Here is a 15,594-nt window from a genome sequence, read left to right as displayed (position 1 = left end):
TAACGTTTTTACTTTAGTAACGTTTCAACAGTACAACACCATGAGCAATATTATAGCAATCGTAGGAAGACCAAATGTAGGCAAATCTACCCTTTTTAACCGCTTAACAGAAAGTCGCAAAGCTATTGTAGATGATTTTAGCGGTGTAACTCGAGATAGACATTACGGTAAAGCCGAATGGACCAATAGAGAGTTTACGGTTATTGATACTGGCGGTTACGTGGCCAATTCTGAAGATGTTTTTGAAGCTGCAATTCGTGAACAAGTAGTGATTGCTATTGAAGAAGCTACTGTTCTTGTTTTTATGGTTGATGTAACTACGGGAATTACCGATTTAGATGATGAAATTGCACAATTACTTCGTCGCAGTAAAAAACCTGTATTTGTTGTAGTAAACAAGGTTGATAACCACCAATTAGAAAATGATGCAACTGTATTTTATGGTTTTGGTCTAGGTGAAATCTATACTATTTCTTCTATGACAGGATCTGGTACTGGAGAATTATTAGATCAAGTAATCACTCACTTTGAAGATGTTGTTGAAGAAGAAAATGCATTGCCAAAAATTACAATTGTTGGTCGCCCTAACGTGGGTAAATCTTCTTTAATTAATGCTCTTATTGGTAAAGATCGCAATATTGTAACCCCAATCGCAGGCACCACTCGTGACTCAATTCATATCCACTACAACCAGTTTGGTCATGAGTTTATGTTTATTGATACCGCAGGTTTACGTAAAAAAACTAAGGTAAAAGAGAACATTGAGTTCTATTCTGTAATGCGTACCATTAAGGCTTTAGAAGAAGCTGATGTTGTAATGTTAATGATTGATGCAGAAGATGGTTTAGAATCTCAAGATGTAAACATTTTCCACTTAGCTGAAAAAAACAAAAAGGGTATTGTAATTTTAGTTAATAAATGGGATTTGATAGAAAAGAACAATAAAACTATCAAAGAATTTGAAGATCAAATTCGTACTAAATTACAACCATTTACAGATGTGCCGATTGTATTCATTTCTGTATTAAATAAACAACGTATTTTCAAAACAATTGAGACGGCTTTAGATGTTCATAAAAACCGTAGTAAGAAAATACCTACTTCGAAATTGAACGATGTAATGTTGCCAATTATAGAAAACTATCCTCCACCAGCATTGAAAGGAAAATACATTAAGGTGAAATATGTTACTCAAATTAATGCCACTTCTCCAATGTTTGCGTTTTTCTGTAACCTGCCTCAATATATTAAAGAACCATATAAGCGTTTTATAGAGAATAAGTTGCGTGAGAATTTCGATTTTTCAGGAGTTCCTATACAAATTTATTTCAGACAGAAATAAGAAACTGTCACTTATCATAAATTATTTTTGTAATTGGGGGAGAAACTTTAGGATAGATTAATCGGTTAAAAACGACTTTTGATATTGTAACGGACTTTTCCCTGTTATACTTTTAAAGTATTGATGAAAACTTGCGAAATTATAAAAGCCACTATCATAACACACTTCTTTTACATTAACTTTTCCGTCCATTAAAAGTTTACAGGCATGACTAACCCTAATCTCATTAATGAATCTAGAATATGTCTTTTTACTTCTTGATTTAAAATATTTGCAAAAAGAATTGGGACTAATTTTGGCTACTTCAGCAATAGTTTTTAAATCGATTTTCTCCTTGAAATTAGAAATTGTATAGTTATAAATAGAATGCATTCGGTCTTTTTCTAATTCTTGAAAATGATATTTGAAGCCCATAGAAACTAAATGTTTTACTTCTTTAGTAGCTGCAATAGAGAGCAATGCCTCCATTAGGTTTATAATTTTTCGACTGCCATTTGTTTCAATTACATTTGTAATTAACCTGGCAACTTCCATCCTTGCTGTTCCTACAATTTGTACACCTAATTGTGATTGTTTTAATAAATCTTTTAACTCTTTATTCTCTGGAATATCCAGAAATTCTGAACCCCAAAAATTCTCATTAAAGTGAATTACTCTTACATCTACATTATTATCATCTTCAGTTATACTATCAAAACGCCAATAATGCGGTACGTTGCTTCCTACTAAAATTACATCTCCAGAATTGAAGCTCTCAATACTATCTCCAATGAATTGTATTCCGCTTCCTTTTGCAAAATAAATGAGCTCAACTTCCGGATGATAATGCCAATGACTATTAATATCAGCAACAACATCTTTTCTAGCGCTAAAAGAATGAATTAAATCTGTCGATACCTTTAAAAGTTGCGGTTTCATAGTTCGTTTAGTAAGTAATAATTCAGTGTTATTGTTAAATATCAACTAAAAATAATTAAATTAATATAATATCGCTTACTATCTATTGAAATTGCTACTCAAGTAATGATTTTGCTTTTTTGATATATTTGTTTTTATAAGATAGCCTACAATGAATCATGTACTAGATAATCCGATATACAATTCATTAAAATCTGCACATCAAATTTTTGCTAATGGAACAGAAAGTGTGAAGTATTACGCTGGAGATGTTGCTCCATTTGCAGGTTTAAAAGATAATTCTGCCAAGGATTTTGATATACTTTATGAACACAGCAATTTGGGAAATACATTTGTTGTGTTTACACCAGTCGCCTATGCTATTCCACATCAATGGACATTAATTCATGAAATTAATATGTTTCAAATGGTTTATGAACCTAAGGAGATTCCATTAGGGGATGAGGTGGATTTTGTGAATTTAGATAAATCTAATGTTGAAGAAATGTTAACGCTAGTTAAGTTAACGGAACCTGGCCCATTTCGTTCACGAACAATAGAATTCGGAAATTATACTGGAGTATTGAAGGAAGGACAATTAATCGCAATGGCTGGTCATCGGTTTAATCCTACACCTTATGTAGAAATTAGTGCAGTATGTACACATCCAAATCATCTAGGTAAAGGATATGCTTTTGGATTGATTCGAGAACAAATTAAACGGATAGTTAATAGAGGAGAAATTCCTTTTCTACATGTTAGAAATGATAACGAGGGCGCAGTGAAGCTATATCAAAAATTAGGGTTTCAAATCAGAAGTGAAATGATTGCTTATGTTATTCAGAAAGCAGCAAAATAGTATGCTATTTATTCCAAAAAATCTATAAAATTACCATTCAGTCAAAAAATAAGAAGCAAAAAAGCAGGCTTATTAATTAAGTTGTAAGTTTTCTTGTTAAGTTTTGACTAATATTTCCATCAAATGCACAAATAATTTAGACTTAAAATAGTCTATTTCTAAGCTATTTGGACCGATTTATATTTTTTTTCAATTTTTTTTCATTGTGCTTAAAGCGTATTGCTCAAAAAAACTCAAATACGTCACACCAATGTTACGGTGCGATTTTATAGTACTTGAGGTGCGATTTAAGCGTATCAAAATATTTATAACTATCTTATTATAAGGTATTTATGTATTTTTTTATTTTGTTATTCTATATTTTTTAGAATAGATTTACTTTACAAAACTATTCTAACCAAATGTAACATGAGAAAAAAAATTACCCTACTTATTAGTATGGTCCTTTTCACCTACGTATGCTGTTTCGCTCAGGATATCGTGATAAAAGGTAGTATAAAGGACAAAAATGGATCTCCATTACCTGGAGTTTCTGTAACAGTTAAAAATTCAAAATCTGGGGCCTCTTCAAACGGCGATGGAGAGTATTCAATTTCTGCCCCTGGTAATTCTACTTTAGTATTTTCTATGATTGGATATAAAATACAAGAAGTTGCAGTTAATAATCGGGCGCAACTAAACGTAGAACTAATCGAATCTGTAAACGAACTTTCTGATGTGGTTGTAGTCGGTTATGGTACAGCACTTAAGAAAGATGTAACTGGAGCAATTTCTAGTGTAAAAGCTACCCAGTTAGAAAATGAAAATCCACAAAGCGTTGCAGATATCCTTAAAGGAAACATTGCAGGTTTATCGGTAGGCATGAATACAAGTGCTAAAGGTGGTGGCGATTTGTTAGTAAGAGGAAAAACTACCTTAACAGCGAGCACATCACCACTCATTGTTTTAGACGGTGTAATTTACATTGGGCAACTTTCTGATATCAATCCAAATGATATTGAAACAATAGATGTATTAAAAGATGCAAGTTCGCTCGCTGTTTATGGATCTAAAGCTGCTACTGGTGTTGTTGCTATTACAACAAAAAAAGGTAAGTCAAGTACGCCAACAATTAACTTTAATACCAATTTTGGTATTGCTACCCTTTCAAAAGATCAACCAGTATATGATGGACCAGGATTTTTAGCTTGGCGTGGTGATGTTTTAAGAAGTGCAGGGACTAGTCCTGCCTATATTTATAACGATCCAGACAATTTACCTGCTGGCGTTACTTTAACTCAATGGCTTAATGGACAAACTACTACAAACCCTAAAGATCTTTGGTTAACCAGATTAGGCCTACTTACTAACGAGAAAAATAACTACTTCGCTGGTAATACTATAGATTGGTATGATTTATTATTCCGTACGGGTCAACGCCAAGACCATACGTTAAGCATAGCTGGTAGAAAAGATGAAGTTAATTATTACATGTCTTTAGGCTATTTAAAAAATGAAAATCTAATTGAAGGTGGCCAATTTAGTACAGTTAGAACTAGAGTTAACTTGGATGCAAAAGCAGCCAAATTTTTAAATGTTGGTATTAACTTCCAATATGCAGATCGTGATGAAGGCTCTATAGAAGCAGATTGGAGTCAATTAACAAGTTTATCACCTTATGGTGATTATTACAACACAGATGGCTCATTAAGAAGAATTCCAACTGACGACAATGGATTAAATGCAAGAAATCCTTTCTTAAATCCAACCTATAACAGTAGAATGGTGAGATTAAATACTTTATTTGGAAGTATTTATGCTAAAGCCACTTTGCCATTCGGAATTACATATCAATTGAATTTCAGTCCTGGTATAGATATGTATCGTACATTTAATGCATCTTCTTCATTAAATCCAAACGTTACTACACCTGGTGGTTCTGCAACAAGAGCACAAGAAACGAGATACAATTGGCAAGTGGATAATTTGTTGAAATGGAATAAAACCCTTGGTAAAATTCACAATTTTGATGCTACCTTCTTAGTAAATGGCGAGAAATACCAATCGTGGTATACCTTATCAGGAAATGAAGGATTTATTCCTAGTGATATTCTTGGCTACCATAACTTAGGCAGTGGTATTAAAGCAAGCGTTAGTAGTGATGACCAAGCTTATAAAGGCGATGCATTAATGGGTAGAATTATTTATTCATTACTAGGTCGCTATAACTTATCTTATACTTTACGTCGTGATGGTTTTTCTGGCTTTGGCGCCAATAATAAAAGAGCAGTCTTCCAGTCTGCAGGTGCTGCCTGGACATTTACAGAAGAAAGTTTCTTGAAGGACATCAAATGGCTTAATTACGGAAAATTAAGAGTTTCTTATGGCGAAAATGGTAATCGAGTAGTAGATCAATATTCAAGTTTATCTGCTGAAGATTTGGTTAAATACCAATATGTAAACTCAAGTGGAGTACCTTCAGAAGTAAATGGTTTAGTTGGTGGTGCTAGAATTGGAAATCCGGAATTGAAATGGGAGAAAACAAAGTCATTAAATATTGGTTTGGATTTCGGAATAATCAATAATAGAATTAATGGCGCTTTAGAATTCTATGATAAAAAAACATCTGATTTATTAATTAGCCAAACTTTATCAAACGTATCTGGAGCATCAAATGTAATTTCTAATATTGGTGCAGTTAACAACAAAGGTTTCGAAATTTCTATTAGCAGTAAAAACATCACCTCTGGTAAAATTCTTTGGAATTCTAACTTTATTTTCTCTTTAAATAGAAATAAAATTATCCGTCTTGCTACACCAAATAATGATCCAGGTAATGGATGGTTTATTGGAAAAGATATTGACGTAATATGGGATTATAAAATTTTAGGCGTATGGCAAACTAATGAAGTTGCTGAAGCTAATAAATTTAACAAAGGGATAAAACCAGGAGATTACAAATTACAGGATGTTGATGGTAACTATGTTTACAACGATGCTGATAAACAATTTTTGGGATATCGTAATCCTCGTTTTACTTGGGCATTTAGAAACGAGCTTAATATTTATAAAAGCTTTGATCTTTCGTTTCAGCTAATCTCAAATTGGGGGCAAAAAGGACAAGATAATCAAGGTCTTAATCAGCCAGGTAGTGTTGGTTTTGGTAGAACTAGTTCATATGTTGTTCCTTATTGGACTGTAGATAACCCAACTAATGAGTATGCTCGTTTAAGTTCTGGCTTAAGTGGAACCAGTTTTAATGTATACAGAAAGAGTTCATTTATTAGATTAAATACCGTGGCACTTTCTTATACATTGCCAACAGATTTAATTAGCAAAGTGAAATTGCAAAGTGCCAAAGTATATTTCAATATCAATAATGCAGCACTTTACGCCCCTGATTGGAATACATGGGATCCACAAAATAATGGTCCAACACCAAGATATTACACACTAGGACTAAATATTTCATTATAGAACTTATAGATATGAAAATTTTAAATAAAAAATTAATTACAGCCTTGGTCATGTTAATGGTCATTGCTAATAGTTGTAAGAAGGCAGATCTAGACTCAGAATTTCTTTCGAAGTTTGAACCAGAAGTAGCTCTAAGTAATGTTGCTGGAATGAAAGCTGCATTAGCTGGATTAGGTTTAAATGTAAGACAAGAGTTTTTTGGTGATATGGCTCCAATAGTTACGGAATCTATCTTCTCAGATGTAGCTGTGGATGGTACAACAGATAAAAGTACTCAGGCTCAGGATATGAATACGAGAGTAACACCTGATGCAGAATTGAATAATCCTGATTACAATAGAATTGGGTTTTATTGGACTGAAGGCTTTAAAGGTGTTAGATACGCCAATACAATTATTAATAACATCAATAATGTAACGTTTAAGAATGATGCTGAAAAAAATTCAATCTTAGGATCGGCATTATTTTATCGTGCTTATTACTATTATAGACTAGTTCATCAATTTGGAGACGTGCCTCTAATTTTAAAAGATTTAACAGAGCCAAAACTCGATTATTTTTCTACTAAGCGTGAAGTTATCCTTAAAAAGATGAAAAGTGATTTATTGTTCGCCGAACTTTGGGTATTAGACAATGTAGATAGAGGTGAAGTAACGAAAGGGGCAGTGAGCCATTTGTTGACAAAAGTAAATTTAGCTCTAGGTGATTTTGATGATGCAATTACATCTGCAAATAATGTTATTAATGGAGGTAAATATGCATTAATGAAGAACCGTTTTGGAAGCACTGCAGGAGATGCAACAAAAAATGTGGTTTGGGATTTGCACAGAATGGATAATAAAGCAATTGCTGCAAATAAAGAAACTATTTTTTTAGCAATTGACAGAGAAACGTTAGCTGGAGCAACAGCTTTTGGCTCTCAAGTGATGCGTAATTGTGTACCTGCATGGCACTTTGCAAATTTAAGAACTCCATCAGGATTAAACCCGGCTATTGTAGATGGTGTTACCGTAGAAATCCCTTTAACCTTAATGTATGGTAGAGGAATTGGTAGATATCGCGGAACGCCATATAGTACTAAATACATCTGGACAGATAATACAGATTACCGCCATGCACCAGGTATGTGGGTAAATATGACAGATTTGGTGTATAACAATCCTGCGTTAAAAAACTCTTCTAATCCAACAGAAAAAGCATTGTATGGCAAACCATTGGTTGATGTAACACCTGGAAACATTAATAATATGTTTTTGAATAAAGGCCTAGATACCATTCGTCACTTTTTCGGTTGGCCGCATTATAAAACGTTTATCAATTCAACAAACACATTAGCAGTTGATAAATATTGGTCGCCACCAAGAGGTACAAATACAGATTGGTATATTTTTAGATTAGCAGAAACATATTTGCTAAGAGCTGAAGCTTATTATTGGAAAGGTCAATTAGGTTTGGCAATGGATGATATCAATCAAGTAAGAGGAAGAGCGAATGCAACTTTGTTAACTGATCCAACATCCATAACTATAGGTACGATTTTAGATGAGAGAGCAAGAGAGTTATATTACGAGGAACCGCGTAAAACGGAGTTAACACGTATAGCTTATATTTTCGCTACTACAGGTAAAGTTGCCTATAATGGAAAAACATACAATTTGGCTAACTTCTCCGATAATAATTTTTTCTATGATCGCATAATGGAAAAAAATGATTTTTATAAAAATCAAGTACCAACAGTATCAGGTGTAAATTTCAAGATTTCTCCTTATCACGTGTTATGGCCTGTTCCAGGAAGCGCACAAAGATTTAATACCAATGGTCGTATTAATCAGAATAAAGGATATAGTGGGTACGAGAATAATGTTCCAGCGTTGGACAAAATACCATAACTAAAGAAGATCAATAGTTACATAAGAGGCGGTACTTGAAAAAGGCTGCCTCTTTTTATTGAGATGATTTGTTATTAACGTCTAACTTTCTTTTTAACTCCAGTTTAGGAATTTTAACGATCAAGAAAAGTGCAGTAACTGTGATAATAATTTGTAAAATTACTAAGCTTATGGCAAATGTATTAAACTCTGGAGATGTTTCTAAATTGAATAAACGATGTATGGTTTTAGCAATCAAAATAATTAATAGGTATTTAGCCCAAGTAAAACGTCTTTTAATTAAAAAAACTGAAAAGTACCTTAGAGCTAAAAAAACACCCGAAATAAGAATATCTCCCCAATCTTCAAGTCCACGTATAAATACAATCGCAATTCCTATAATAAAGCTACATAAAACAAGATTGGAAGAAATTGTATAGTTTTTACTAAATTTATTCATCTGGGGCCCTCAATACAATAGTTTCAAATATCGTCAATTCTTTTTTGATGCCCTAATGTTTTAGGGAATTTTCTCAATTTAAATAAGTTTAATAGTCAGATTATGAGGAATTAACAAAAGTCTAGTTTCAATTATCAAATAAATCAACATATTTGATCTATAAATAATTTGGATATGGAAGATATCAAGCTATCATTAAATGAGAAAGGTAGAGGAGCTTTTTTTATTACAGATGGAGAAGAACAATTAGCAGAAATGGCTATAGCTGTAACTGATGTAGATTTAATTGTTTACCATACTGAAGTCGCTCCAAAAGCGGAAGGCAAAGGATTAGCAAAAAATTTACTCAATGAAATGGTGAGCTACGCTCGTAAACATGAACTTAAAGTAGTTCCATTATGTCCGTATGTTCATGCTCAATTCAAAAAGCATCCAAAAGACTTCGAAGATATCTGGAGAAAATCCAGTGAAGATTTATAAATACCTATTGGGTTCAACTAAATATAAAAACATTTCATAAGTGAATGAATATTCATTTATATTTGTGCCATGAGAACTAGAGATGAAGATAAAGTCAGCTTAGTTAAAAAAATGGCTATAAAAAGCATTGTTAAAGATGGTTTTGAAGGTTTTAGTATGAATAAACTTGCTAAAGCTTGTGGAATTTCTGTAGCTACGCTTTATATATACTATAAGGACAAAGATGATTTAATCATCAGCATTGCGAAGGAAGAAGGGGATGCTATGGCTGATTCGATGATAAAAAACTTTGATCCAACAGTTTCTTTTGAGGAAGGAATGCGAGTGCAATGGGAAAACCGATATGCCTACATGCTCGAACATCCATTTTCTATTGCATTTTTTGAACAACTACGTAATTCCACTTATCAAAGTCGCTTCTTAGATAATTTTATGAAGAAATTTAAACAAATTATAGGGGAGTTTATGAATAATGTTGTGAAGAATGGAGAAATTAATTCAATGCCATTAGAGGTGTTTTGGTCGATTGCGTATGCGCCTTTATACTCTTTGGTACGCTTTGATGCTGAAGGGCAAAGTGTAGGTGGAAAACCTTTTAAGATGACAGATGAAATCTTATGGCAAACTTTCGATTTAGTTATTAAAGCATTAAAAAATTAATTCCTTATGGAGAATTTTGATCATATCTTATTATTCAAAACCGACATTAAAAGCCAGGAATGCAAAGAAAAATTACAATCTATTTTAAATAGCTATGAAGGTATTGAGCAATGGAATATTGCGTTAGATGATCAAGATTATGTATTAAGAATAATCTCTTATACTTTAAATCACCAACAAATTATAGAACTTATTACCAATCATGGTCACTCTTGCTGTGAATTAACCTAATTAAATGAAACAAGAAATTATTCCTTTTACAGGCTATCAAAAAGTTGTTATTTTTCTTTTAGCAATCACTCAATTTACTGTAATACTAGATTTTATGGTGATGTCGCCACTAGGTGATATTTTAATGAAATCAATGTCATTGCAACCAAAGGCATTTGGTTTTGCAGTTTCTGCTTATGCCTTTAGCGCTGGTATTTCAGGTTTGCTTACTGCTGGTTTTGCCGATCGTTTTGATCGGAAAAAACTCTTAATGTTCTTTTACATTGGATTTATTGCAGGAACATTCTTTTGTGGTTTGGCACATACATATGCCGAGTTGGTAGCTGCCAGAATTATTACTGGATTATTTGGAGGTGTAATTGGATCTATTTCAATGGCAATCATTACAGATTTATTTAGCTTACAACAACGTGGTAGGGTAATGGGATTTGTGCAAATGGGTTTTGGTGCGAGTCAGGTTTTAGGTGTGCCGATTGGACTTTATTTAGCAAATTTTTGGGGCTGGGAAGCTCCGTTTTTAATGGTAGCATCGTTGGCTGTTCTTATTGCTATTTTAATTTTAATTCAATTAAAACCAATAACCGCTCATTTAGCTATTCAAAAAGACAAATCTGCAATATTGCATTTGTGGCATACAGTTAAAAAACGTAAACATCGAATTGGATTTACCTCTACTGCATTATTATCAATTGGTGGTTTTATGATGATGCCCTTTGGTAGTGCTTTTGCTATTAATAACTTAAAGATTTCTAACGATCAGCTAGTAATGTTATTTACTATTTCTGGATTAAGTTCACTAGTGATTATGCCAATTGTTGGCCGATTGAGCGATAAGATTAGTAAGTTTAAAATATTTGCTGGTGCAACAATTTGGATGATGGGAATGTGTGTACTCTACACAAATCTTTCTATTACACCATTTTGGATTGTGGTTATTCTTAATATTTTAATGATGATGGGTGTAATGAGTAGAATGATTCCCTCATCAGCCTTAACCAGCGCAATACCTGAAATGGAAGATCGAGGTGCTTTTATGAGCATTAATGCATCACTTCAACAAATAGCTGGTGGTGTAGCTGCCGCAGTTGCCGGAATGATTGTAGTACAAAAAACTACATCTAGTCCACTTGAAAACTATAATATCGTAGGTTATGTTATTGTAGTAATTTCTATCATTAGCATTTTCTTGTTATCAAGAGTAAGTAAAATGGTAACTGAAAAAACGGTTAAATCTGATTCAACAGTAATGAAGGATTAGCATAAGGTCTCTAATTCTATTTGCCCAACCAAAGCTTAGTATTTAATATTAATTACGCTAACAACCACTACAAATCCACTACTCAAAAAGTAAATTAATTGATTTCAAGTGTTTAGGCAAACCTTTGCGTAAAAATATACGCTTAGGGCAGTGCTAACTATTGGTTTGTGCTTTTAAAATGAGGAAATTGCAATTCAATTTCGAACCAAATTTTAGATACAATGAACAAATCTAAACATATCATTTTATTAGCCACCTTAGCTTTTATTACTGTAACCTCTTTTGCCCAGCAAAAGGCAAAAATTTCTATTTCAACAAAAAAGGTGTTTATCTATTCAACTGTTAAAGGTTCAGATAAACCAATGGAAGAAACTAAAACACTAGCTTTTAAAGCTTTAAAACAACCAGTAGAAACACAAACATTGGTTTTTGTAGATCCTAATAAGACTTTTCAAACCTTTATAGGAATTGGAGGAGCCATTACAGATGCTTCTGCAGAAGTTTTTGCCAAATTGCCGAAGGCTACACAACAAGAATTTTTGACTGCTTATTATGATAAAAACAAAGGAATTGGTTATACAATTGCTCGTACAAACATAAACAGTTGCGATTTTTCTAGCGGTAGCTATACTTATGTTGCTGAGAATGATAAAGCATTAAAAACATTTAATATTGACCATGATCGCAAGTTTAAAATTCCATTAATTAAACAAGCTACAGCAACGGCAGGAGGAAAAATTAATTTATATGTAAGCCCTTGGAGCCCTCCAGCATGGATGAAGACCAATAATAGTATGTTAAAAGGTGGTTCTTTATTGCCAGCTTACAATCAATCTTGGGCTAATTATTATGTGAAATTTATTCAAGCCTACGAAAAAGAAGGTATGCCAATTTGGGGTTTAACCGTACAGAATGAGCCAATGGCAACGCAAAGATGGGAATCATGTTTATATACAGCAGAAGAGGAGAGAGATTTTATTAAGAACTTTTTAGGGCCAACATTGCACAAAAATAACATGGCAAGTAAAAAACTAATTGGTTGGGATCATAATCGTGATTTAATTTATCAAAGAGCTTCAACGTTGTTAAATGATCCACAAACGGCCAAATACCTTTGGGGAGTTGGTTTCCATTGGTATGAAACTTGGACAGGAAGTAGTCAAAATTTCGAAAATTTAAAAAGAGTGCATGAGGCTTTTCCTACAAAACAATTAATTTTTACTGAGGGTTGTGTAGAGAAATTTAGTTTAGATAGAATTGATGATTGGTCGTTAGGCGAACGTTATGGGCTTTCTATGATTAATGATTTTAATGCAGGTACTGCGGCATGGACTGATTGGAATATCCTTTTAGATGAAAACGGAGGCCCTAACCACGTTGGTAATTTCTGCTTTGCTCCAATTCATGCAAATGTTCAAACAGGAAAATTAATGTATACCAATTCGTACTATTATATTGGTCATTTCTCCAAATTTATAAAACCAGGAGCTAAAAGAATTATAAGCTCTCCAAGCCGCTCAATGCTAATTAGTACAGCTTTCCAAAATCCTGATGGTTCTATTGTTGTAGTAGTAATGAATAATACTGATCAGAAATTACCTTACCAATTATGGATGCAAGGAAATGCTGCAGAAACAGAGAGTTTACCGCATTCAATAAGTACATTAATTATAAAGTAATTTAGTAAGCAACTACGATCAGCGTAGTTGCCTACTCTTTTCCGAAAGACTTGTAGATCGAGAGACGGCATAAGCTACACCTCCAGTTGATATTTGATATCCAGTAGAAACAGTGTAAACTAATTTCTCGGCAATTAAGCCTGTACTATTGTCTAAAATATAAGTTCCATTAGAGTTACTATTAAGTAAACGAGTAACTATAGAACTACTAAATTTGATGACAGTGTTTTTTTGGTTAATGTCTTCTATCCAAAACTTTGTAACTAATTTCTGCTTGTTAATTTGTACAGAATCAGTCCAGGTATAACCTTTTTTAAAGTTGTTATTAACGTTTATATCTGCTAATAATCCTAATAAAGTTCCTTTTTCAAAGGCTTCCATTTGTATACCTGCAAATGAAACTAAGGTATCAGTAGCTAATTCACTTTTATATTCTGTTGAGGATAAAATAACCCCGTATTTATCAATTGATACATTAACAGGTTTATTTAACATAAAGTTTAATGCTTTTTCAATTCTAGAGCTACTATCACCTTTAACATCCGAATTATAATGGAACTGCTTATCTAATGCATCAATCAAATTATCCATTTTTTGAATGCTAACATTTAAATCATAACCTTTATCGGTTGCAGCCGTTACTTTGTAAAGTTTAGTAAGTGAAGATGTAGTATTAACATTTAAAGTTTGATTTCCGCGTTGAACTACTGCTTTTGAGTTGGATAAAATTTCTTTTTGAAATTCATTACCTACTTTTAGCGTAAAAACTCGATGTTTCTCTTGTGCCTGTAAGGTAAAAGACATTAAAAGAAACAAAAGGAATGTAGCAATTTTTAAAATTGACTTATTATCGTTATTCATGGAGTTGGCGTTAATATTTGCCTTAAGGATTAATTAATCTTAGTTGTGGAAGTGGTGGAATTGGTGGAACCGGTGGTAAAATTGGGAGTGCTGGCAACGTAATAACCGTTGGAGTAACTGGAGTAGATGTAGCTGCTGCGGTTGCCGCAGGAGTAGGTACTGCAGGAGCCGGTGGAGTAGCAGGAACAGTAGGTACAAGGGTATTTGTTGCTACTGTATTTACTGGAATTCCTGGCATAGCAGGCATAGCTGGTGTAGATGGAACTACTACCGGCGCAGCAGATGGTGTTGCAGCTGGTGTTGCTTTCGGGATTGATGGTGAAGGCAATGGAACTTTCCAATCAGAGTTGTTATTCACACCATTTTGTGCATTCGCATTTTTTACACTAAAGGCTGCCACAATTAACAGCAAAATAAAGATTAGCTTTTTCATTAGTTTATATTTTTATTGTACTTTTTTACTTAAAGAAATTGGATAAGATAATGTTGCAAGCACAGCTGGCTTATCTCCTGAATATTTGGTTAAATTATAAACCCCTAAACCAAGGGTAAGTGGAGATGTTCTTATTGGTCTAACTCCAGTAGAAAAACCTAAATTCAATCCAGACCACTCAGCGTTGATATTGATTTGTTTTAAGACTTCAAAAGAAATATTTGCAAAAACTCCTGTGCCATATTTCCCCTTACCAGCAGCTATATCATAAGGGCTTTTATATAAGAAGCGCCCAGTACCAAAACCAATGGTATAACCTAAAGCAGAATAACCCGCTGTTTTAGAACGAACTGTTTGTACAGCATGACTAAAAGCAATGTAATAAGTCCCATCAGGAGAATCTGATACGGTAGAATTGGCAAAAAGCTGAACTCCACCTACAGAAATACTACTTGCTCTAAATATTTGTCTATTCACAACTAAGTTAACTGAAAGATCACGTAATTCGGTAACTCTCGTAATGTTTACACTAGCTGAAACATTTACACTTTTTGCAGGATTTCCAAATGTAACGCCTAATGCAGATATTAAATCTGCTTTTTTACTATAAGCAGAAGGATAAACACCACCTACTACACCAAATACATATGTGCCAGTACTTCCCCAAGCAGAAGGTGTCATCAGACTTTGTATCCCGTTATTTGGTAACATAGTTTGGCCAATTAATAATGGACCTTTCTCTGCAATTAAAGAATCCATTTTCTTTTTTAAATCGTTTTCAAAAGCATTTTGAGCAGATGCAATATTTAAGCAAAGCATATTAAAAACTAAAGCAAAAAGAAAACCAATTTTTAATAGGTGATTAATTCTAATTGCCTTATTCATGAAATTTGAGCATTAATATTATAGTAATTGAGCATTATTTAGGTACTGAGAAAAATATTCTTAACAAAGTACAAAGTAAATAAAAGTTATAACAAATAATGATTTTTTTAACAACAAAAATTTAATTAAGTGTTTAGGCAACAAATATTTGAACCGTTACATTCCTCAAAAAGAAAATTTAATTATTAAATATTATTCATTTTTTGATTCTCATATTAATCCTTA

Annotated in this window: 14 protein-coding genes; 9 read left to right on the top strand and 5 right to left on the bottom strand. The window is 33.1% G+C overall.

Annotation, left to right across the window (positions count from 1 at the left end; translation table 11 throughout):
• Positions 1 to 40 precede the first annotated feature (40 nt).
• On the top strand, positions 41 to 1,342 hold the full coding sequence (gene der, locus HQN85_RS12930; RefSeq protein WP_173272896.1) for a ribosome biogenesis GTPase Der: 1,302 nt from the start codon (positions 41 to 43) through the stop codon (positions 1,340 to 1,342).
• A 57-nt stretch (positions 1,343 to 1,399) separates the two neighbouring features.
• Here der and HQN85_RS12925 read toward each other — a convergent pair whose 3' ends face one another.
• Positions 1,400 to 2,260, bottom strand: a complete 861-nt coding sequence (locus HQN85_RS12925) for an AraC family transcriptional regulator (protein WP_173272894.1) — start codon at positions 2,258 to 2,260, stop codon at positions 1,400 to 1,402.
• Between the two features lie 151 nt (positions 2,261 to 2,411).
• Between HQN85_RS12925 and HQN85_RS12920 the strand changes: the two genes are divergently transcribed.
• The 3 genes from HQN85_RS12920 to HQN85_RS12910 all read left to right on the top strand — a co-directional run bounded on the left by HQN85_RS12920 (position 2,412) and on the right by HQN85_RS12910 (position 8,443).
• Positions 2,412 to 3,098 carry a GNAT family N-acetyltransferase gene (locus tag HQN85_RS12920; protein WP_173272892.1) on the top strand — a complete coding sequence of 229 codons (687 nt, stop codon included), beginning with the start codon at positions 2,412 to 2,414 and terminating at the stop codon, positions 3,096 to 3,098.
• Between the two features lie 408 nt (positions 3,099 to 3,506).
• A complete protein-coding gene (locus tag HQN85_RS12915; RefSeq protein WP_173272890.1) occupies positions 3,507 to 6,554 on the top strand; it encodes a SusC/RagA family TonB-linked outer membrane protein in 3,048 nt (1,015 codons plus the stop codon).
• An 11-nt stretch (positions 6,555 to 6,565) separates the two neighbouring features.
• Complete coding sequence (locus tag HQN85_RS12910) at positions 6,566 to 8,443, top strand: RagB/SusD family nutrient uptake outer membrane protein (protein ID WP_173272888.1); 1,878 nt, start codon at positions 6,566 to 6,568, stop codon at positions 8,441 to 8,443.
• A 55-nt stretch (positions 8,444 to 8,498) separates the two neighbouring features.
• Here the strand turns inward: HQN85_RS12910 and HQN85_RS12905 are convergent, their stop codons facing one another.
• Positions 8,499 to 8,882, bottom strand: coding sequence for a hypothetical protein (locus HQN85_RS12905; protein WP_173272886.1), 384 nt, complete (start codon positions 8,880 to 8,882; stop codon positions 8,499 to 8,501).
• 174 nt (positions 8,883 to 9,056) lie between these two features.
• On the opposite strand from HQN85_RS12905, the gene HQN85_RS12900 reads away from it, so the two are divergent.
• The 5 genes from HQN85_RS12900 (at position 9,057) to HQN85_RS12880 (ending at position 13,190) form a co-directional block, all read left to right on the top strand.
• On the top strand, positions 9,057 to 9,362 hold the full coding sequence (locus HQN85_RS12900) for a GNAT family N-acetyltransferase (RefSeq protein ID WP_173272884.1): 306 nt from the start codon (positions 9,057 to 9,059) through the stop codon (positions 9,360 to 9,362).
• Positions 9,363 to 9,431: 69 nt separating this feature from the next.
• Positions 9,432 to 10,022 (top strand): TetR/AcrR family transcriptional regulator, encoded by a 591-nt coding sequence (locus HQN85_RS12895; RefSeq protein WP_173272882.1) that lies wholly within the window; start codon positions 9,432 to 9,434, stop codon positions 10,020 to 10,022.
• Between the two features lie 6 nt (positions 10,023 to 10,028).
• Positions 10,029 to 10,253, top strand: a complete 225-nt coding sequence (locus HQN85_RS12890; protein ID WP_173272880.1) for a hypothetical protein — start codon at positions 10,029 to 10,031, stop codon at positions 10,251 to 10,253.
• Between the two features lie 4 nt (positions 10,254 to 10,257).
• Positions 10,258 to 11,511, top strand: a complete 1,254-nt coding sequence (locus tag HQN85_RS12885) for an MFS transporter (protein WP_173272878.1) — start codon at positions 10,258 to 10,260, stop codon at positions 11,509 to 11,511.
• Between the two features lie 221 nt (positions 11,512 to 11,732).
• Positions 11,733 to 13,190 carry a glycoside hydrolase family 30 protein gene (locus HQN85_RS12880; protein ID WP_173272876.1) on the top strand — a complete coding sequence of 486 codons (1,458 nt, stop codon included), beginning with the start codon at positions 11,733 to 11,735 and terminating at the stop codon, positions 13,188 to 13,190.
• An 18-nt stretch (positions 13,191 to 13,208) separates the two neighbouring features.
• Here the strand turns inward: HQN85_RS12880 and HQN85_RS12875 are convergent, their stop codons facing one another.
• From HQN85_RS12875 to HQN85_RS12865, 3 genes are read right to left on the bottom strand one after another with little or no spacing between them, the layout of a single operon-like run.
• On the bottom strand, positions 13,209 to 14,051 hold the full coding sequence (locus HQN85_RS12875) for a DUF6263 family protein (RefSeq protein WP_173272874.1): 843 nt from the start codon (positions 14,049 to 14,051) through the stop codon (positions 13,209 to 13,211).
• A 22-nt stretch (positions 14,052 to 14,073) separates the two neighbouring features.
• The gene (locus tag HQN85_RS12870; RefSeq protein ID WP_173272872.1) at positions 14,074 to 14,484 is read right to left on the bottom strand and encodes a hypothetical protein; all 411 of its coding nucleotides are present in this window, start codon (positions 14,482 to 14,484) and stop codon (positions 14,074 to 14,076) included.
• 12 nt (positions 14,485 to 14,496) lie between these two features.
• Positions 14,497 to 15,369, bottom strand: a complete 873-nt coding sequence (locus tag HQN85_RS12865; RefSeq protein ID WP_173272870.1) for a hypothetical protein — start codon at positions 15,367 to 15,369, stop codon at positions 14,497 to 14,499.
• Positions 15,370 to 15,594: the final 225 nt, after the last annotated feature.

The organism is Pedobacter boryungensis (assembly GCF_013204825.1).
Lineage (GTDB): Bacteria > Bacteroidota > Bacteroidia > Sphingobacteriales > Sphingobacteriaceae > Pedobacter > Pedobacter boryungensis.
This window is presented reverse-complemented; position numbering and strand designations above follow the sequence as displayed.

Coding starts and splice junctions, on each gene's coding strand:
- HQN85_RS12875 (WP_173272874.1), bottom strand. CDS start 14,051: ATGAATAACGATAATAAGTCAATTTTAAAAATTGCTACATTCCTTTTG.
- HQN85_RS12890 (WP_173272880.1), top strand. CDS start 10,029: ATGGAGAATTTTGATCATATCTTATTATTCAAAACCGACATTAAAAGC.
- HQN85_RS12870 (WP_173272872.1), bottom strand. CDS start 14,484: ATGAAAAAGCTAATCTTTATTTTGCTGTTAATTGTGGCAGCCTTTAGT.
- HQN85_RS12865 (WP_173272870.1), bottom strand. CDS start 15,369: ATGAATAAGGCAATTAGAATTAATCACCTATTAAAAATTGGTTTTCTT.
- HQN85_RS12895 (WP_173272882.1), top strand. CDS start 9,432: ATGAGAACTAGAGATGAAGATAAAGTCAGCTTAGTTAAAAAAATGGCT.
- HQN85_RS12900 (WP_173272884.1), top strand. CDS start 9,057: ATGGAAGATATCAAGCTATCATTAAATGAGAAAGGTAGAGGAGCTTTT.
- HQN85_RS12880 (WP_173272876.1), top strand. CDS start 11,733: ATGAACAAATCTAAACATATCATTTTATTAGCCACCTTAGCTTTTATT.
- HQN85_RS12905 (WP_173272886.1), bottom strand. CDS start 8,882: ATGAATAAATTTAGTAAAAACTATACAATTTCTTCCAATCTTGTTTTA.
- der (WP_173272896.1), top strand. CDS start 41: ATGAGCAATATTATAGCAATCGTAGGAAGACCAAATGTAGGCAAATCT.
- HQN85_RS12920 (WP_173272892.1), top strand. CDS start 2,412: ATGAATCATGTACTAGATAATCCGATATACAATTCATTAAAATCTGCA.
- HQN85_RS12910 (WP_173272888.1), top strand. CDS start 6,566: ATGAAAATTTTAAATAAAAAATTAATTACAGCCTTGGTCATGTTAATG.
- HQN85_RS12925 (WP_173272894.1), bottom strand. CDS start 2,260: ATGAAACCGCAACTTTTAAAGGTATCGACAGATTTAATTCATTCTTTT.
- HQN85_RS12915 (WP_173272890.1), top strand. CDS start 3,507: ATGAGAAAAAAAATTACCCTACTTATTAGTATGGTCCTTTTCACCTAC.
- HQN85_RS12885 (WP_173272878.1), top strand. CDS start 10,258: ATGAAACAAGAAATTATTCCTTTTACAGGCTATCAAAAAGTTGTTATT.